General features: G+C 46.0%; 15 protein-coding genes. 14 read left to right on the top strand and 1 reads right to left on the bottom strand.

The genetic code is table 11. The features are described 5' to 3' along the window. Positions 1-13 precede the first annotated feature (13 nt). Together rlmD and BAA9072_RS16170 are read left to right on the top strand one after the other, a co-directional pair. Positions 14-1,414, top strand: a complete 1,401-nt coding sequence (gene rlmD / locus BAA9072_RS16175) for a 23S rRNA (uracil(1939)-C(5))-methyltransferase RlmD (protein ID WP_201715721.1) — start codon at positions 14-16, stop codon at positions 1,412-1,414. A 395-nt stretch (positions 1,415-1,809) separates the two neighbouring features. Next, positions 1,810-2,931 (top strand): NADH-dependent flavin oxidoreductase, encoded by a 1,122-nt coding sequence (locus BAA9072_RS16170; protein WP_201715720.1) that lies wholly within the window; start codon positions 1,810-1,812, stop codon positions 2,929-2,931. A gap of 40 nt (positions 2,932-2,971) precedes the next feature. Here the strand turns inward: BAA9072_RS16170 and BAA9072_RS16165 are convergent, their stop codons facing one another. Beyond that, on the bottom strand, positions 2,972-3,745 hold the full coding sequence (locus BAA9072_RS16165) for a TerC family protein (RefSeq protein WP_201715719.1): 774 nt from the start codon (positions 3,743-3,745) through the stop codon (positions 2,972-2,974). Positions 3,746-4,245: 500 nt separating this feature from the next. Here BAA9072_RS16165 and abc-f point away from each other — a divergent pair, with 500 nt between their 5' ends. The 12 genes from abc-f to BAA9072_RS16105 all read left to right on the top strand — a co-directional run bounded on the left by abc-f (position 4,246) and on the right by BAA9072_RS16105 (position 18,611). Next, complete coding sequence (abc-f, locus tag BAA9072_RS16160) at positions 4,246-5,877, top strand: ribosomal protection-like ABC-F family protein (protein ID WP_201715718.1); 1,632 nt, start codon at positions 4,246-4,248, stop codon at positions 5,875-5,877. Positions 5,878-6,059: 182 nt separating this feature from the next. Then, positions 6,060-7,163, top strand: a complete 1,104-nt coding sequence (locus tag BAA9072_RS16155) for a sugar ABC transporter substrate-binding protein (protein ID WP_201715717.1) — start codon at positions 6,060-6,062, stop codon at positions 7,161-7,163. Positions 7,164-7,245: 82 nt separating this feature from the next. Beyond that, positions 7,246-8,766 carry a sugar ABC transporter ATP-binding protein gene (locus BAA9072_RS16150; protein ID WP_201715716.1) on the top strand — a complete coding sequence of 507 codons (1,521 nt, stop codon included), beginning with the start codon at positions 7,246-7,248 and terminating at the stop codon, positions 8,764-8,766. 14 nt (positions 8,767-8,780) lie between these two features. After that, positions 8,781-9,953 (top strand): sugar ABC transporter permease, encoded by a 1,173-nt coding sequence (locus tag BAA9072_RS16145; RefSeq protein WP_201715715.1) that lies wholly within the window; start codon positions 8,781-8,783, stop codon positions 9,951-9,953. A 177-nt stretch (positions 9,954-10,130) separates the two neighbouring features. Next, positions 10,131-11,111: a sugar ABC transporter substrate-binding protein gene (locus tag BAA9072_RS16140; RefSeq protein ID WP_230980899.1), complete on the top strand. Its 981-nt coding sequence runs from the start codon at positions 10,131-10,133 to the stop codon at positions 11,109-11,111. Then, complete coding sequence (locus BAA9072_RS16135) at positions 11,108-12,568, top strand: sensor histidine kinase (RefSeq protein ID WP_201715713.1); 1,461 nt, start codon at positions 11,108-11,110, stop codon at positions 12,566-12,568. The genes BAA9072_RS16140 and BAA9072_RS16135 overlap by 4 nt, the downstream gene beginning before the upstream one ends. Next, positions 12,543-14,069, top strand: a complete 1,527-nt coding sequence (locus tag BAA9072_RS16130) for a response regulator (RefSeq protein ID WP_201715712.1) — start codon at positions 12,543-12,545, stop codon at positions 14,067-14,069. Before BAA9072_RS16135 ends, BAA9072_RS16130 begins: the two co-directional genes overlap by 26 nt. Positions 14,070-14,084: 15 nt before the next feature. After that, complete coding sequence (gene xylF / locus BAA9072_RS16125) at positions 14,085-15,137, top strand: D-xylose ABC transporter substrate-binding protein (RefSeq protein WP_201715711.1); 1,053 nt, start codon at positions 14,085-14,087, stop codon at positions 15,135-15,137. 365 nt (positions 15,138-15,502) lie between these two features. After that, positions 15,503-15,883 (top strand): hypothetical protein, encoded by a 381-nt coding sequence (locus BAA9072_RS16120; RefSeq protein ID WP_201715710.1) that lies wholly within the window; start codon positions 15,503-15,505, stop codon positions 15,881-15,883. 223 nt (positions 15,884-16,106) lie between these two features. Continuing rightward, a complete protein-coding gene (locus BAA9072_RS16115) occupies positions 16,107-16,535 on the top strand; it encodes a DUF6526 family protein (RefSeq protein WP_201715709.1) in 429 nt (142 codons plus the stop codon). Between the two features lie 61 nt (positions 16,536-16,596). Next, a complete protein-coding gene (locus BAA9072_RS16110) occupies positions 16,597-17,523 on the top strand; it encodes an ABC transporter ATP-binding protein (RefSeq protein WP_201715708.1) in 927 nt (308 codons plus the stop codon). Continuing rightward, a complete protein-coding gene (locus BAA9072_RS16105) occupies positions 17,520-18,611 on the top strand; it encodes an ABC transporter permease (protein WP_201715707.1) in 1,092 nt (363 codons plus the stop codon). Before BAA9072_RS16110 ends, BAA9072_RS16105 begins: the two co-directional genes overlap by 4 nt. The last annotated feature ends 32 nt before the right edge of the window (positions 18,612-18,643 follow it).

Below are 18,643 nucleotides of genomic sequence, written 5' to 3'. Positions count from 1 at the left end.
CGGACGTGAATCAATGAAAAAGCAGTACGCAAAAAAGCCACAAAACAATGAAGTTAAAATCGAGTTGAAACAGCAGTTTCCTCTGACCATAAAGAAAATCGGCATCAACGGTGAAGGAGTCGGCTTCTTTAAGCGTAAGATCGTTTTCGTTCCGGGAGCCCTGTCCGGTGAAGAAGTGGTCGTTGAAGTGACGAAGGTCCACCCGAAATTCACTGAAGCCCGCATCAAAAAGATCCGAAAAAAGTCACCACAGCGCACTAAAGCACCGTGCCCTGTTTATGAGCAATGCGGGGGTTGCCAGCTTCAACATCTGTCTTACGAAGGACAGCTCGACGCCAAACGGGACATCTTGCTTCAATCCCTTGAGCGGCACACGAAGCTCAAGCTTGATGACATGGATATCCGTCAGACGATCGGCATGGACAACCCGTGGCACTACCGGAACAAAAGTCAGTTTCAGGTCGGAACGCAGAACGGTAAGGCGATCGCAGGCCTATATAGCATGAATTCCAACAAGCTTATTGACATCGATGAGTGCATCGTCCAGCACCCCCTCACGAATAAAGTGACAACCGAAATCAAGCGGATCATCAACGACTTCAACATACCTGTTTTTGATGATAAAAAGAAAAAGCCGATTTTGAAAACAATCGTCACACGTGTCGGGTTTGAAACAGGGGAAGTTCAGGTCGTACTTGTAACGTCTGAGAAGAAAATTCCCCGCAAGGAATTGTTGATCAACGAGATCCAGAAACGTCTCCCGGAAGTCGTCTCCATCGCTCAAAACATTAATCCGAAGAAAACGGCACTCGTATTTGGGGACGAAACAATTCATTTGTCCGGAAAAGAAAGCATAGAAGAGCGCCTGGAAGAGTTCACTTACGAACTATCTGCACGAGCATTCTTCCAACTCAATCCGATCCAGACAAGCAAGCTGTATAATGAAGCGAAGAAGGCAGCGGCTCTTACAGGTGAAGAAAAAGTCGTCGATGCGTACTGTGGTGTCGGAACCATCGGCCTCTGGCTTGCAGACGGTGCCAAAGAAATCCGGGGAATGGACGTCATCAAGGAAGGGATCGATGACGCGAAGAAAAACGCGGAGAAATTCGGAGTCGATCATGCAGAGTACTTCGTCGGGGGTGCAGAAACCCTCATGCCTAAGTGGAAAAATGAAGGCTGGCGTCCTGATGTCGTCGTGGTGGATCCTCCGAGGACCGGCTGTGACAACAAGCTTCTCGATACGTTAAAAGAAGTGAAGCCGAAGACATTCGTGTATGTATCCTGCAACCCATCGACCCTAGTGAAGGATATCGATTATTTGAAGAAACAGTACCGGGTGGAATATTTGCAGCCGGTGGACATGTTTCCGCAGACAGCGCATGTGGAGGTTGTGGCGAAGCTGGTCCTGAAATGAGTATATAGAGAAAAGAAGTGACAAGCTGGAAGCAGTAAAAGTTAGTTACAGGGTGAATAATCGATATTCATTATTTTAGAAATGCTTTGGGGTATAAGTTAAATGATTTCCTGTCATGGTATTAGGATTGAACGGATTGTTTATGAAAGCGACAAATATTGCTTTAGAGAAGTTATATAAATAATACAGGAGACATTGACATCTCCCATGAAGCGGAAATCATTTTTTCGAATATCTGAATTAAAACCAGAGTCTAAAGGAAACACCAGGGCATCCCTCAATCATCAAGGGATGCCCATTTTAGATTCCGAGGCCACACCCTTCAAGCAGATATCTGTTCAAATAGAGATTCTTCTATTAAGATTTCCCTTGAACAACCACAAGGAGGAAAAATCATGAACAGCAAATACAAAGAATTATTATCTCCCTATAGATTCAACAATGGAGTTGAATTAAAGAACAGGATCATCATGGCACCGATGACGAATTTTTCATCGGATGAAAAGGGTAACGTAACGGATAGAGAGGTCAACTACTATGAGAGACGTTCCAAAGATGTAAGCATGGTTATCACTGCCTGTACATATGTAACCCCCGATGGAAAAGGATTCCCTGGTGAGTTCGGTGGGGATTCAGATGAAATGATCCCGAGCCTTTCAAAATTAGCAAAGGGAATCAAGGATCAAGGAGCAAAAGCCGTTCTCCAGATTTTTCATGGTGGTGTACAATGCCCGCCTGACCTGGTTCCTGATGGGGATGTTGTGAGTGCGAGTGACGTAATGGGTGAAAATGGCGAGAAGAAAGCGAGAGGCTTATCGGAAGCAGAGATCGAAATTATCATCGAAGCATTCGGTGAGACGACACGCCGGGCGATTAAGGCAGGCTATGACGGTGTCGAAATTCACGGGGCGAATGGGTACCTGATTCATCAGTTCTTTTCACCGATGACAAACCAGAGACAAGACCGTTTTGGCGGTAGCCTTGAAAATCGTATGACCTTTCCACTTGCCATTGTGGATAAAGTGAAGAGTGTGGTCGCCGAACATGCGGATCCATCGTTCCTCGTTGGATACCGTTTTTCACCAGAAGAGCCTGAAGAGAATGGATTCACGATGGGTGAGACCCTTACCCTTGTCGATGCCCTTGCAGACAAGGAGCTTGATTATCTTCACGTCTCCCTTTTCGATTTCTTCTCAAAGCCTAGAAAAGGCGTGGAGGACTTGGAGAAAACAAGAATGGACCATCTGTTGGAAACAATCGGCGACCGTACTCCTCTGATCGGGGTAGGTTCAATTTACTCTGCAGACGATGCCCATAAGGCGTTCGGCTCAGGCGTCCCGCTGCTTGCTCTCGGCCGCGAACTCATCATTGATCCTGATTGGGTAAAGAAAATCAATGAAGGAAGAGAAGATGAAATCGTGACGGAGATCGACAAAGGAAAGCAAAAAGAATTGGTCGTTCCTGATCCGTTATGGAATGCGATTGTGAATACTCCTGGCTGGTTCCCTGGGGTATAATATGTAAAAACGTCCTGCGATTCGTTCACAGGACGTTTTTTTATGCCTCACCCTGGTGAGATGTTTTATTTCCAGGCGCAAACCAGCCAAACAAAGCAATTCCCACAAGAACCCCGTAGAAAATCAAGGTCCACACTGTACTATGAGGAAAATCATGATCCAGCACTCCGATATCTTCATGTGCAAGGGTAATGATCGCTAGTTTCACTCCGACCCAGGCGACAATGGCATAGGCAGTCGTTTCAAGTGCCGGGCGTTTTTTAAGCAGCTGTACGAACCAGGTGGCGGCATATTTGATCAGGATCAATCCTGCAATTCCCCCAAGAACCACAACAATGAATTGTCCGCCGTCCATGCCCCCAAAGTCTCCCAGTGGAGAATCAGGCAAGCCGAGGGCGAGGGCGACTGCGGCGAGGATTGAATCAATGGCAAAAGCAAGGTCTGCCAAGGCAATCTTTCCCACTGTCGGCCAAAATCTTTTGCCAGCCGCTTCTTCTTCTGTGTCTTCTCGATTGTTTTCGTTTTCTTTTCCAAACTTAGCTTTAATCACATGTTTAAGCCCCAGGTACAAGAGGTAGGCTGCACCAATGGCCTGGATCTGCCAGACATTTGCAATAAAAGAAATCGCAAAGAGGGCAACAAACCGGAAGGCAAATGCAAGAAAGATTCCGTATTTAATCGCTCTCTTCTTTTCATCTTCAGGCAAGTGCTTCGCAATGACGGCGAGAACAAGGGCGTTATCTGCTGATAATAAGCCCTCGAGACCGATAAGGATTAATAATGTCCATCCGTATTCCAACCAAATTGATTCCAAATATAACGCTCCTATCTATTAGAACCCATAATCATTTTTTAAAGGCTGTTCTTCAAGGGATAAGGTGGCTCATGAATCGGTTCGATTGCCACTTCGACAAGAATTCCTGCTCATTTTTAAAAGAAGCACATAAACTGAACAACCCTTTTTAGCGAAAACAGCCCCTAAACTCGTTCTTATCGTTTATCTTACCACTAAACTTCCTTCTAATTCTTCATCAAAGTATAGTTTTTCCTTTTGCATTCCCGGCTCCCTTCATGGTATAGTAAATTTACTAAATATGACAGGAGTGATGGGTGGACGATGAAGCACTAATCTTATTTTCGAGACGTTTGAAATTCCATATTTCAAATTAACCTAAATAGGATTAGTCTGCCCATTTTTATACATGTTTTTAGCTATTGTTCATTCATAGCTTTCTTTGTGCGCGCACGGCTAATCCTTCCAGAACTATTGGGAGGATTTTTTTGTTCTCCCTTTTAAAGAGAGGGGAAGATGTTATGAGAGAAATCATGAAATTAGTGAATGTAAGTTATGAAGTGAAGGACCAGGGAATATTTGAAGAAGTGAATGCGGGTGTGCAGGAAGGGGAAGTCATCGGCATCATCGGGAATAACGGGGCAGGGAAGTCGACACTGCTGCAATTAATTGCCGGAGACAGAACGCTGACGGGGGGACAGATCCACTGGCTTCATCATGATGTGACGATTTCCATGGTGGAACAGGAAACCGAATCCTATTCCTCCGAAGGAATGACACTTTCTGAAAGTAAATTACTTGAGAAATGGCAGGTCCCCAGTCATGAATTCCAGCAGTTGAGCGGAGGAGAAAAGCTGAAAGCGAGACTCGCGAAAGGTTTCTCCCAAAAGGCAGACCTGTTGTTATTGGATGAGCCGACTAATCACCTTGATCAGGATAGCCTCCACACATTGTCTAAGCATATTAGAGAATATAAAGGCACCATTCTCCTCGTGTCCCACGATCGATATTTCCTGGATGAGGTGGTGACGAAAATATGGTCGATTGAAGGGAAGAAGCTGATCGAGCACAGAGGGAATTATACAAGTTATATGGAAGCCCGGAAGCAGCGCAGGCTGACTCAGCAGCGGGAGTACGAAAAGCAGCAGAAAATGGTGGAGCGGATCGAGAACCAGATGAATGAACTTTCATCCTGGTCAGAAAAAGCCCACGCTCAGTCCACCAAACAGGAAGGATTTAAAGAATACTACCGCGTCAAAGCAAAGCGGACGGACAGCCAGGTCAAATCCAAGCAAAAACGCCTGGAAAAAGAACTGGAAAAAACCAAGGTCGAAGCAGTCGAAGACGAGCATACCGTCCGATTCGCAATCCGGTCATCCCACAAAACAGGAAAACGCTTCCTTGAAGTGAAGAATCTGAATAAATCATTTGAGGGACGGACCTTATTCGAACATGTTCATTTCACCATCCAACATGGTGAAAAGATATCGATCCTGGGACCGAACGGGAGCGGAAAGACGACACTTCTGAAAATCATCATGGGTACAGAATCAACAGACGGAGATGTATGGATATCACCGTCTGCCAATATCGGCTACCTGACCCAGGAGGTATTCGATCTCCCCCTCGATCAGACGCCAGGGGAACTTTTTCATAAGGAAACTTTCGCCGAGAGAGGGAAAGTCCAGACCTTAATGAAGCATCTTGGATTCCAGACATCTCATTGGCGGGCACCCATCCGTAACATGAGCATGGGGGAGCGGGTGAAGTGTAAGCTGATGCAGTATATTCTCGAGGAAAGGGATGTGTTGATTCTGGATGAACCGACGAATCATCTGGATCTCGCTTCACGTGAGCAGCTTGAGGAAACCCTTTCACAGTATAACGGAACACTGATCATCGTGTCCCATGATCGTTATTTCCTTGAAAAAACGACGGAGATCAAGCTTGTGATCGCAAACGGGACGATCGAAAAGCAGTTGGATGACCCGGCAGCTGAACGGGATGAAAATGAAGAAAGGCGGTTGAAACTGGAGACGGAAAGGCAGGAGGTATTGGGGAAACTGAGCTTTATGATGCCAGGCGATAAGGGATACTCTGAGTTAGATAAGAAATTCATCGAATTAACAAAGCAAATCAATGAGCTGAACTAATGGAGGGACAGGGACGTTTCGATTCAACAATCGAAACGTCCTTTTTCATTTTGCCGGGGGACTTTCCCTTTACACCAAAAAAGTCCAGACAATACCAAAAGAGTACTATTGAAAGCGATTACAGAGTTGTCGGAATGCCCATATAATTAACCTTGAGCACGATAACAAAGGGGGAGTAAGAAATGAAGAAATCGTTTTCATTGTTGATGGTTCTCATTCTATTTATGGGTATGCTTGCAGCTTGCAGCAGTAGCAGTTCGGGTGGTAAGAGCAGCGTGAGTGTGGGAATCGTGCTGCCGACGAAAGACGAACCGAGATGGGTGCAGGATGAGCAGCGCTTTAAAGACGCGCTGAAGGATTCCGAGTATACAACGGAAATTTTGTTCAGCCAAGGTTCTTCTGCTAAGGAAAAAGAAAATGTAGAAACGTTAATCAATAAAGGGATCGACGTGCTGATCATCACGCCTCAGGATGGGGATGCGGCAGCTGCTGCTGTGGAGTCAGCGAAAAAGGAAGGGATTACGGTCATTTCGTATGATCGACTGATTACGAATACAGATGCCGTTGATTATTATGTAACGTTTGATAGCGTAGCCGTTGGGGAGGCCCAGGGACAATACTTAATTGATCACGCTGAGGGCAAGGATGTACCACTTTATCTGTATGCCGGGGCAGCTTCTGATAACAATGCGTTCTTGTTCTTTGAAGGGGCCTGGAAAGTGCTTCAACCGAAAATTGCGGATGGAACCTTCAAGATTGCCAATTCCAGTGAAGCGGAATCACTTAAGGATACAGCTGAGTTGAGCCGTGATCAAATGAGTAAAATTCTTGGTCAAGTGACAACGAACTGGGATCCGAACGAAGCGAAAAACAAAGCACAAACACATCTTACAGCCGTTGGGGCGGACATGAAGGGTGATGTGGCGGTTCTGGCACCAAATGACGGAACAGCACGTTCTATCGCAGATGTTTTTGCTTCTGACAAAGAAGTATCGAGCTATGTCGTCACAGGTCAAGATGCTGAGAAAGCATCTGCTCAATATGTAATCGATGGAAAGCAGTCTATGACAGTCTTCAAGGATGTTCGTACGCTTGTAACCGATGCGATGGGCATTGCTGTAGACGTATTGGATGATAAAACACCTGAAACAACAGGTTCTTATGATAATGGTAAGAAAGACGTGAAAGCGAAGCAAACAGAAGTCATTGTAGTGGATGAAAACAACCTGAAGGAAGAACTGATCGATTCCGGGTATTACGAGGCGGATGAATTTACAGGATTGTAAGACTAAATGGGAACGGAATGGTGGCCGGGATTCCGCCACCATTCTCTATTGTCATTGTTTTTGTTAAAGGGGGTTAACTGTGATGAACAAGTATTTGTTAGAGATGAATGATATCTCCAAGGAATTTACAGGTGTCAAAGCACTGAGTGATGTGAATTTCAAGGTGGAAGAAGGGGAGATTCATTGTTTGATAGGAGAAAACGGGGCTGGGAAGTCCACGCTAATGAAGGTGCTGAGCGGGGTTTACCCGTTTGGGACGTACACGGGTGACATCGTGTTCGATGGAGCCGTTCAGCAATTTAACAAAATCAGTGACAGCGTCAACACAGGGATTGCCATCATATATCAGGAGCTGGCTCTCTTTCCTGATTTGTCCGTTTATGAAAATATTTTTGCAGGGAACGAAGTAAAGATCGGCGGCTTTATCGATTGGAACAGGACCATTGTGGAGGCTCGGAAGCTTCTGAAAAAAGTAAAGTTGGATGTGAATCCGGATACGCTTGTAAGGGATCTCAGTGTAGGGAAACGGCAGTTGGTCGAGATTGCGAAGGCCTTGAGTAAAGACGTGAAATTATTAATCTTGGATGAACCGACGGCGGCACTGAATGAGGACGATAGCGAGAACCTGCTGGGGCTTTTAAAAGATCTGAAGAAACAAGGAATCACGTCTATCATGATTTCTCACAAGCTGAAGGAAGTCATCCATATCGCCGATAAGGCGACGGTCCTGCGTGATGGGAAGACTATCTGCACCCTGGATGCATCAATAGGGGAAGTAACAGAAGGGGTCATCATTAAAAATATGGTGGGCCGAGCGATTGAGGATATCTATCCAAAACGAATCAATAAAACCCACAGTGAGAACATTTTAGAGCTTCATAATTGGTCTGCTTATGATCCGCAGCTTGGCAGACAGGTGATCAAGAACGTGAACCTCCATGTGAAGAAAGGGGAAATCGTCGGGATCGCAGGCCTCATGGGTTCAGGAAGAACGGAGCTTGCACTGAGTATCTTCGGAAATGCTAAATCCTACAAGCTTGAAGGGGACCTAGTATGGAATGACACCCTCACCATGCTCAAGCATACGAGGGACGCAATCAAAGCGGGGATCGCGTATGTAACAGAGGACCGGAAAGATGACGGATTATTTCTATTACAGGATATTAAAAGCAATATTTCAGCTGCCAATTTAGGCGGGATCTCGAACAACGGGATCATCAATGATAATGAGGAGATCAAAGTGGCAGAGCGTTATCATTCATCTCTCCATATCAAGGCGTCTTCCCTCGAACAGCTTGTTGGAAATTTGAGCGGAGGGAATCAGCAGAAGGTATCCATCGGGAAATGGCTCTTCGTCGGACCAAAGCTTCTCATCCTTGATGAGCCGACACGGGGAATCGATGTCGGGGCAAAGTTTGAAATCTATACCGTGATGAACGAGCTCATCGATCAGGGGTTGAGTATTATCATGATTTCCTCTGAACTCGGAGAAGTACTTGGGATGAGCGACCGTGTGTATGTCATGGCACAGGGGGAAATCAAGGGAGAGCTGCCGGTGGAAGAGGCAAACCAGGAAAAAATAATGGAGCTTGCAACGCAATAAGGGGGTAAAACCATATGAATCTTTTACAAGAAGCAAAAATGCTGATACGCGACAACATTCGTGACTACGGCATGTATATTGCATTATTCGTTATCATACTTACATTTACATTCATGACCGATGGCTTATTTATAGCGTCAAGGAACATTAGTAATCTATTGGATTCTGCAGGCTACATCGCTGTGCTTGCTGTCGGGATGACACTCGTCATCGTGATCAGGCATATCGATCTGTCCGTTGGGTATGCTGCTGGATTCCTCGGTGCCATTGCAGCGATCCTTCTCACACAGGCTGGCCTTTCTACATGGCTTACGATTCCAATTATCCTTATCATCGGAGCCATTGTCGGGTTGTTCAACGGACTGCTTGTGGCCCAAATCGGGATTCCATCCTTCGTGGCGACGCTTGCCGGGATGCTTATTTTCCGGGGGGCGCTGCTTCAAGTAACGGAGAAAACTGGTACCATCATCATTCAGGATGACAGCTTCAATGCCATCGGAAATGGGTTCATCCCTTCCATCATGGAAGTGAACGGGCTTCACCTTCTATCCTTACTCGTAGGTCTGGTAGGCATATTCCTCTATATTTACAGCGAAATGTCCACGAGGAAAAATAAAATCAAATACGATTTCGAAGTCATCTCTGCACCGATTTTTGCATTAAAGCTCGTCTTCGTTTCAGCTATAATCGGATATGTGACATGGATTCTCGCAGGATACAACGGCTTCTCCTGGACCGTCATCATCATCCTGATCGTCGTAATTGTCTATCACTTCCTGACTTCGAGGACGGTTCTCGGCCGACATATTTATGCCGTGGGAAGCAACCCGGAAGCGGCCCACCTTAGTGGGATCAATGTAAAGAAAATTACGTATATCGTCTTTGGTTCAATGGGGATGCTCGCTGCACTCTCCGGTATATTGTTCACTTCCAGACTTCAATCCGCCACGACCACTGCCGGGACCTTATTTGAACTGGATGCCATTGCTGCTGCCTATGTGGGAGGAGTGTCATCAGCCGGTGGTGTCGGTAAAGTGACAGGTGCGATTATCGGTGCCATCGTCATGGCTTCATTGACAAGTGGTATGAACCTTCTGGGCGTAGGAATCTCCTATCAATATATGATCCGTGGAGGTGTGCTTGCAGGTGCAGTCATCTTTGATGTGATGACCCGCAAGAAAAGATAAACGAAACGGCCGGATTCCTTTGGAGTCTGGCCTTATTGTGTTGTTTTTTGAATGAACGGCTTCACAGTCAGACAGAAAGAGCGATCGAAAAATATGAGGAAGTGCAGGAACCTTCCCCATGTGTCCTGTGCTATGATAAAAGTAGGGGTTTTCATTGTGGGGAAGGGGGCTTATGGGGTGCGTAAGTTACGGTTTGCCGGGCTTTTAGTGGTCGTACTTATATTGTGTCATTTAACATTTTTATCTGCGAAAAGGGTGTTGGAAGCCGACGCGCATTTACCCAGGGAGACAGGGGTGTCAAGTGAGGCTCGACACAGGCTCGTACTGATTACTCAGGATACGCAGACACCGTTTTGGGATAAGGTAGCAAAGGGTGCGAAACAACAGGCAGAAGAAGAAGGTGTGAGCCTTGAAGTATGGGGAAGCTTTGGGAAAAATCAAGAGGAGTTCCTCAAAAATATTGAAATCGCGATTCAATCAAAGGTCGATGGGATCCTGATCCAGGGGACGGACACCCTTGAATTCAAGGAGCTTACCAAGGTGAAGGCTTCCTTCAATGGAATTCCAGTGATAACGGTCGCCAACGATGTTCCCATGGAGGAGAGTCTGCGACGTACATATGTAGGATCTGATCAATATGAAGCAGGAAAGCTGGTTGCAAAGGAGCTTGTCCGTAAGATGGGGGATAAAGGCAAGATTGTCCTCATGGTGGACCGGGATCAGGAATATTATCAGAAAGAACGGGTTAGGGGCATACAGGATGTGATGAAAGGGTATCCAGGCATAAAGTTAGTGGACGGGGAGACAGGAAGAGCCAGGGATCAAATTATTACGACAACCCGGGATGTCATGAATCGCTATCCTGATCTTGATGCGTTTATCTCTGTCAATGCGAGTAATCTGAGTGCCATGATTGATGAAATAAGTAAGCGCTCTCAAGAAGAGTCTTATTTCATTTATTCCTTTGACGATGGACCTGAATCCTTGACACTATTATCCCGGGGAATGATAGACGGGGTGGTCGAACAGGAGCCTGAGAAAATGGGTCAGTGGAGTGTACGTCTCATGGAAGAGTGGTTGAATGGGGAAACCGTTCCCCTTAAGGAGGACGGGTATCTGACAGACTTGACGATATTGAAAGTGGAGAAGGACCAATGACAACTATCCAGAAAAAGATCCTGACTCTCACGACGGTGGTCATGATTATCATGTCAGCCATCTGGCTCGCGCTTACTTACTATAATTACAGGACGCATGAACAATACAATGAGATTCTCAAGCGCTATCTGAACATGAATGAAGTATCAAGGGCGAGTCAGCAGGTCGTCACCGACTTGAATAACTATATGGTCGACACCAATGCCGGTACCCTGCATCATCTTGAAGAAAGTAAGGAAGGGGTAGAAACGGCCAAGGCGGGTGTTTATTCTCTGCGAAACCCGGATAACGACTTTACTTTAACCAACTATCTTCACTTGATCGACAGTCTGGTCGAAACGACGGACCGCTTCATCCTGTTCCAGAAAGAAAGGGATGCTGAAGCCTCTGCACAGGAGTTTGCAGAGGCAAACCGGATATCTGGCTATATCTCTGAGATGACACTAACTTTGATAGACAAAGAATTGACGACGTACAATGTGATGTACAGGGGAATCATGGAACAGTCAGCAGAAGTCATCAAGCTTGGTATATGGGTGCTTCTTCTCATTACTTGTCTGCTCCTGATTGCTTCTTATTGGTTTTCATTGGGGATCACGCGTCCGGTATTTCAGCTGACGCGGGCCGCAAATGAACTGTCCAAGGGCAATTTCAGCCGGCAGGTAAGGGTCGAGGGAAGCGACGAAATCGCCTTTTTGGCTAAAACTTTTGATCGCATGCGTATTAACATCAATAATCTCATCTCTGAAATTAAACAGAAAGCCGCATTGGAACGGGAGCTTCAGGAAAGCAGGCTCCTCTTACAGGAAAGCCAGTTTAGGAGCCTTCAGAGTCAAATCAACCCGCATTTTTTATTTAATACGTTAAATACCCTTTCCAAGAAGGCGTACTTAGAAGGGTCAGAGGAAACGAGCGACCTCCTCGTCAGTGTAGCGGGTATCCTGCGTTATAACCTGAAACGGCAGAACAGGTCTGTTACCTTAAGGGACGAAATTCATGTTTTGGAACAATATATGCATATTCAAAAAGCGCGCTTCACCGATCGATTGCAGCTGCATATGGAAATTGATGGAGCATGCCTGGACGCGAGAATACCAGCATTGACCCTGCAGCCAATTGTTGAAAATGCCGTGATCCATGCGGTGGAACCGAAAGAGGACGGAGGGACGATCTGGTTTCGAGTCCGTGAAGAAGACAATATCATCCTTGTTGAGATAAAGGATGATGGAGTAGGAATGTCGGAAGAAAAAATCCGGCAGGTGGTCCATGAAGAAGGGTTTTCTGGAGGCCATTCAACAGGGATCGGATTTAGTAATGTGGTGAAGCGGCTTCAATTATTCTATGGGTTTGAAGATGTCCTCCGGATAGAAAGTGAAGAGGGCAAAGGGACCAATATTTTGCTGAGAATTAAAAGGGAAGGAGCAGGTACGTATGATCAAGCTTCTCATAGTGGATGATGAACAGTTAGAACGTGAAGGAATGAAGACGATTCTGGAGAGGAATTTCCCCGGTCTTGGAATTCAGCAGGCAAAGAACGGGAAGATGGCCGTAGAGATGACAAAAGAGTTTTTGCCGGATCTGATCTTGATGGATATTAAAATGCCGGGGATGAATGGCCTCGAGGCGATGGACATTATCAGCGCGGAACAGCCTCATATCAAATTCATTATGGTGACGGCTTATGATACCTTTTCGTACATGAAGGCAGCCATCAAGCTCGGCGTCAAGGACTATGTACTGAAGCCGAGCAAAGCTTCTGAGATTGTCCATACGATCGGCAAGGTATTAGAGCAGATTGAAAAAGAGCGTGTGCAGCATGTGGAAACCCTGCATCAGAAGGAAAAATGGCAAAAAACACAGATGCTGGTGGAAACCGATGTGGTCACCCAGTTATTATTCGATCATGTCCATGATGTTCATGTCGATATGCTGGTGGAAATGCTCGAGATACCTTCTTTAGAGGAAATGTTTGTGATGGTCCTGCTCCTTCCTGAAGGAGGGGAAAAGCAGTATTCCGCTATCAGGAAGAAAGTATTGCAAAGTGGATGGACCGGTGCGTTGTACGGCAGGCAGCTCCCCATCATCGTATTCAGACAGCCTTCGACAACATTCAGGTCCCAGGCAACCGCCTTGGCAAGGGAACTGCTTTCACTTTCTAAAGGCAATGAAAAAGAATGGTTCATCGGAATAGGAAAGGTGTATCATTCAATGGAACAGGTACGCCACTCCTATCAGGAAGCCATGCTTGCCACTGTGGATACCCAAGTGCGAAAGAAATACCGGTTTTTCGAAGATATCCCCCTCAAGCCTGAGGGACGGAAACAGGCCATGATGGATCAGAAGGACTTAATGGAAAAAATCAGGCTGGGGAAGTGGGAAGAGGTACATGCCCAGATCATGAAATCTCTGACGTTATTGGAGAAAGAACGGACTCCCCTCGTATACACTCAACAACGTACCCTAGAGGTACTCTGGATGATCTCACGCATCTTGAGTGAGTGTGGAGTGGAAACGACGACGCCCCTTTACCCGATACAACCGGTCGATTATCGCAGGTTGAGGGAAGAAACCGGGCGTCTCCTAAGCGAGATGAAGCAGTCCTATATTGAACGCTTCAACAGCATGGAGAGCGATACGTTCCAACAAATCAAACAATTCATCAAAGACCATTCCAATGAAGACATTTCCTTGGATACGCTTGCTCAAAAAGTACGACTCAGTCCCATTTACATCAGTAAGATGTTCAAAGAGAAACAAGGAATAAATTACATCGATTTCTTGACGGAGTGCCGTATAGAGAAAGCAAAAGCGCTGATGGGTGATGTGGAGAAAAGCATTAAGGAAATTACATTCGAAGTAGGTTACCATGACCCGAATTATTTTAGCAAGGTCTTTAAGAAAGTGACCCACTATTCTCCCAAAGAGTATAGAAAGACGTTGCTCGGCCAACATGCATAAAGGGGAAGAGACGCCATGGTCCATTGGAAGAAACGGATAAATATAATATGGATGTTGATCATCGTGCTGATCCTCGGAGCCTGCGAGAAGAACGAGCCTCTAGAACAGGTTCATAAAGATGAGGAAGAAACAGCTCAAGATGTCGTGAAGATCGGGTTTTCAATGGATACACTTGAGGAGGAACGATGGGTGAGGGACCGTGACCTTTTCAAAAAAGCAGTAGAAGACCAGGGTGCGGAAGTGGAAATCATGGAAGCGAGGGGGGACGATGCTCTTCAGGTGCTCCAGGCAGAAACCTTGATCAATCAGGGAATCGATGTGCTGGTAATCGTTCCTTATAACGCGGAAGCAGCAGCGGCAATTGTGCAAAAAGCCCATCGTGCAGGCATCAAGGTGGTCTCTTATGACCGGCTAGTAAAAAACGCCGATATCGACCTGTATGTTTCATTTGATAACGAACGAGTAGGGGAACTTCAGGCAAAGACCATCACAGAACTGGTGCCAAAAGGGAAATATGTATACATCGGAGGAGCTGATACAGATTACAATGCCCATCTGATGAAAAAAGGGGTCTTCAGTGTCCTGCACACTTCCATAGACCAAGGAGACATCCAGGTCGTATATGATCAGTGGACAGATAACTGGCTCCCGGCAAACGCCTATTCCAATATGAAGGAAGCCCTGAAAGCCAATCACAACGAAATCGATGCAGTTATTGCAGCCAACGATGCAACCGCAGGCATGGCACTAAAAGCATTGAAAGAAGCGGGGCTCGAAGGGGTAATCCCCATTGCGGGCCAGGACGCCGAACTTGCCGCCGCTCAAAGAATCGTCCAGGGGACCCAAACCATGACCGTCTACAAGCCGATTCATTCCCTTGCCCGTGAAGCAGCAACATTGGCCATTTCTCTCGCCAAGAATGAATACATTGACACGGATAAAAAAATCAACAACGGAAAAATCGAAGTTCCATCCGTTCTTCTCGAACCTATAGCCGTTAACCGGGACAATCTCGATCGCACCATTATCGCTGACGGCTTTCATTTAAGGGAAGATGTGTATAAGTGATGAGTGGTTCATACACTAAAAAGTCATGGAATCATGAGTAAAGCATCTGACAACCATCGGATGCTTTCAGTTTATTACCAGGCATGTACGTAATGACTAGTTTTTTGGTATTTTAGTTTAATATAGTCATCATTGGTGTCCGTTTTTGGTTATGTGAAGTGAAAAGAGGGGTAAGAGATCTGGATTAAGGGAGAATCTGGGATGGACAAGGTGTTTGTCGAAGGGGATTGCGTCATTTTTATCATTGATTGAGTCGTTTCTAGATTAATTGCGTCATTTTTTTATTATTTGCGTTTTTTTACCATAATGTTCCTTTTGTTTAACCCGCATCCCATAATGACAAACAACTATGAAGGGATGGCATCATGAAGAAGAATCGATTCATCGTATTAATATCATTCGGACTACTATTTTTAATGTTTAGAAGTGAAGTACCTGCAATCCAAATGCTTACTTCCATCATTAAACTTGAAATTAGGGATACAAATTCAGTAAAAGTCGGGGGAGCGAAGAATAACCGGACATACGTTTCAAAGTCAGGGAAGAACGATCTGTACAAGAACATAAAGGAAAAAATGAAGGGAAAAGGCTGGGTCTATAAAGAAATATCTCATTCCTCCCTTTTATTCGAGAAGGATGGAGAAGTCTTTGGGACCGATGTAAGGGCGTTGTTGAAGGGATATGTCGTGTGGGAGTCACCGAAAGAACGGGTAAAAGGGAAAGGAAGAGGATTAGACATTCACTGATCACTTATATACATACATAAAAAAGACAATGCTCAGCAATGCCTTTAAAAGCTTATCATGCATACAGATCATGGTAAAATATAATTCGAACTAAAACGACTAGTACTCCGTGAATACCCCGCCCCACCTCCGAATATGATTATTAAGTGTGTTCTTTTCATACCATCACCCTATCCAACAGCTATCTGGTATATAATGAACCTATAACCCATTGGAGGTACATATGAAACAGCAAAACTATGAAAATCACAGTAAGTTCGATCCAGTGTTTCATGTAGGGATCGCCCTGCTATCTTTAATCACGCTGATTTTGACGATTATATTTTTCGTGAAGAATGTGGGGGCGGACGCTCTTCTCAGTTTTATCGTACTCCTGGTTGGGATTACGTTGATCCTGGTCGGTGTGAGGCTGAGGACGTATGCACTTCAGGTCCAAGATCGTGTCATTCGTGCAGAAGAGAACTTCCGTTATAATCGTTTAACGGGGAATGAGCTGGATCCCCGATTATCTCTGAAGCAGATCATTGCTCTCCGGTTTGCACCGGATGAAGAATTTCCGGGTTTGGTGGAACGGACATTGTCGGAAGATTTAACACCCAATGACATAAAAAAAGCTGTACAGAACTGGCGTGCAGATCATCATCGCGTATAAACAACAAAGATAGGACCGCTCATTCATGGGCGGTTACGTTTTTTTAAAAAGGAGGATCGTTATGCCGAATGAAATCATGGTAGATGTACTGAATCTAGTAAAAAAATATGGTTCTTTCACGGCGGTGAAAGGAGTCCGTTTCCAGGTGGAGCAGGGAGAGATCTTCGGATTGCTCGGACCTAACGGGGCGGGGAAGACGACGACGATCGAGATGCTCGTGGGTCTCCGCAAGCCCGATGAAGGGACAGCAAGCCTGGCAGGTTTTGACGTGCGTAAAGATGTGAATAAAGTGAAGGAAGTAATAGGGGTTCAACTGCAGTCGACCTCGCTGTTTGAGCTGCTTAAAGTGGAGGAAATCCTCCATCTGTATGCGAGCTTTTATCCAAGAAATGTGGATATCAATCAATTAATCGAAGATATGCTTCTGGCCGAGAAGCGGAAGGACCGGATCAAGGGGCTGTCTGGCGGACAGAAGCAGAGGCTGGCCATCGCCCTCGCCCTTATTCATGATCCGGAAATTGTGTTCCTCGATGAGCCGACAACGGGACTTGATCCACAGGCGCGTCGGACGCTTTGGGACATTGTGCTGCGCTTGAAGGAACGGGGGAAGACCGTAATCCTGTCCACTCATTACATGGATGAAGCCCATGTACTCTGCGACCGCATCGGCATCATGGATCAAGGGGAGCTTATCGCCCTTGATACCCCTGGGAATCTGGTGAAAACCCTACAGTCGACAAGTACGATTGAATTCCATCTGGACAATCCCCCTGAACAGGAATGGTTCATGAAGATGGAAGGGGTGGAGGAAGTGGCTATGAAGGATACATTCGTCCAGCTCTACACTGACGAACTGCAAACGGCGTTGACTTCCTTGATTACCTTATCGACAGATCATGACTTGAAGATCGAGGACCTCCAGACACGGCAGGCGACGTTAGAGGACGTATTCATTCATATGACAGGAAGGAGGCTGAGGGAATCATGAGAGCGTATTGGCAGCTGACACTGGCACAATTACGGATTTTTGGACGAAATAAACAAGTGCTTTTCTTTACCCTGCTTTTCCCCGTCATCCTGATGGTGGCACTGGGCTCATTTGCAGGTGGAGGGAATTCCGTTTCACTGACAGTCGGAATGATCGACAGTGACCAAACCGATGCTTCAAAAGATTTAAAGAACTTATTTTATAAAAATGAGGGAATTGAAACAACGAAATTTGACAACGTCAAAACGGGAAAAGAAGCCGTGGAAAATGGTGATATTCAGCTTCTGATCGAGATCCCGAAAGGATACGGGGGAAACGTGAAAAACAAGGAAGAGGCTTCCTCGATCCCGGTCTACTATAACGAGAAGAACCTGACGACCTCGGAACTTGGATTGACGGTCGTGAATGGAATCATCGATCAGTACAGCAAAGATCTTGTCGACTATAAGCCTGTCGTGACGGTTGAAAAGGTCGGAATCGAAGCACTGAACCTTCGATATGTCGATTTCCTTGTTCCCGGGATTGTCGCCATGATGATCATGAGCAACAATATGAACGGGGTGGCGGGACAGATCTCCGCCTGGCGTGAAAGGGGGATTCTCCGCAGGATGCAGGGGACGAGACTGAAGGCATCCACCTTCATCGCAGCCCAGATCACGGCACGCTTGATGCTGAACGGAACCCAGGCACTGCTTGTTGTGCTCATTGCGGATCTCATTTTTGACATTAACGTAGCCGGTTCATGGCTTGCGATGATTTTCTTCATCATTCTTGGAACTTTAGCGTTTATGTCCCTCGGCTTCATTATTGCGGGTATGGCCAAGAATCCGGAAAGTGCCGGGCCAATTGCAGGATTTGTGACCTTTCCGATGCTGTTTCTTGGCGGGGTTTTCTTCCCGATCAACAACATGCCGGACCTCATCCAGCCAATTGTCAAGGTGCTGCCCATCGCCCACCTGAGTTCCGCTTTGCGGGAGACGATGAATCTCGGGACACCGTTTCTGGAACTTGGAACAGAGACGCTGATATTAGGGGCATGGCTCGTTGGCGGATTTGCGCTTGCCAGTTACGTGTTTAAGTGGGAATAGAAATGAAGTCCAATCGGATCAATCCGATTGGA

It is taken from the genome of Rossellomorea arthrocnemi (genome assembly GCF_904424705.1).
Lineage (GTDB): Bacteria > Bacillota > Bacilli > Bacillales > Bacillaceae_B > Rossellomorea > Rossellomorea arthrocnemi.
This window is presented reverse-complemented; position numbering and strand designations above follow the sequence as displayed.

Coding starts and splice junctions, on each gene's coding strand:
- rlmD (WP_201715721.1), top strand. CDS start 14: ATGAAAAAGCAGTACGCAAAAAAGCCACAAAACAATGAAGTTAAAATC.
- BAA9072_RS16170 (WP_201715720.1), top strand. CDS start 1,810: ATGAACAGCAAATACAAAGAATTATTATCTCCCTATAGATTCAACAAT.
- abc-f (WP_201715718.1), top strand. CDS start 4,246: ATGAGAGAAATCATGAAATTAGTGAATGTAAGTTATGAAGTGAAGGAC.
- BAA9072_RS16155 (WP_201715717.1), top strand. CDS start 6,060: ATGAAGAAATCGTTTTCATTGTTGATGGTTCTCATTCTATTTATGGGT.
- BAA9072_RS16150 (WP_201715716.1), top strand. CDS start 7,246: ATGAACAAGTATTTGTTAGAGATGAATGATATCTCCAAGGAATTTACA.
- BAA9072_RS16145 (WP_201715715.1), top strand. CDS start 8,781: ATGAATCTTTTACAAGAAGCAAAAATGCTGATACGCGACAACATTCGT.
- BAA9072_RS16135 (WP_201715713.1), top strand. CDS start 11,108: ATGACAACTATCCAGAAAAAGATCCTGACTCTCACGACGGTGGTCATG.
- BAA9072_RS16130 (WP_201715712.1), top strand. CDS start 12,543: ATGATCAAGCTTCTCATAGTGGATGATGAACAGTTAGAACGTGAAGGA.
- xylF (WP_201715711.1), top strand. CDS start 14,085: ATGGTCCATTGGAAGAAACGGATAAATATAATATGGATGTTGATCATC.
- BAA9072_RS16120 (WP_201715710.1), top strand. CDS start 15,503: ATGAAGAAGAATCGATTCATCGTATTAATATCATTCGGACTACTATTT.
- BAA9072_RS16115 (WP_201715709.1), top strand. CDS start 16,107: ATGAAACAGCAAAACTATGAAAATCACAGTAAGTTCGATCCAGTGTTT.
- BAA9072_RS16110 (WP_201715708.1), top strand. CDS start 16,597: ATGCCGAATGAAATCATGGTAGATGTACTGAATCTAGTAAAAAAATAT.
- BAA9072_RS16105 (WP_201715707.1), top strand. CDS start 17,520: ATGAGAGCGTATTGGCAGCTGACACTGGCACAATTACGGATTTTTGGA.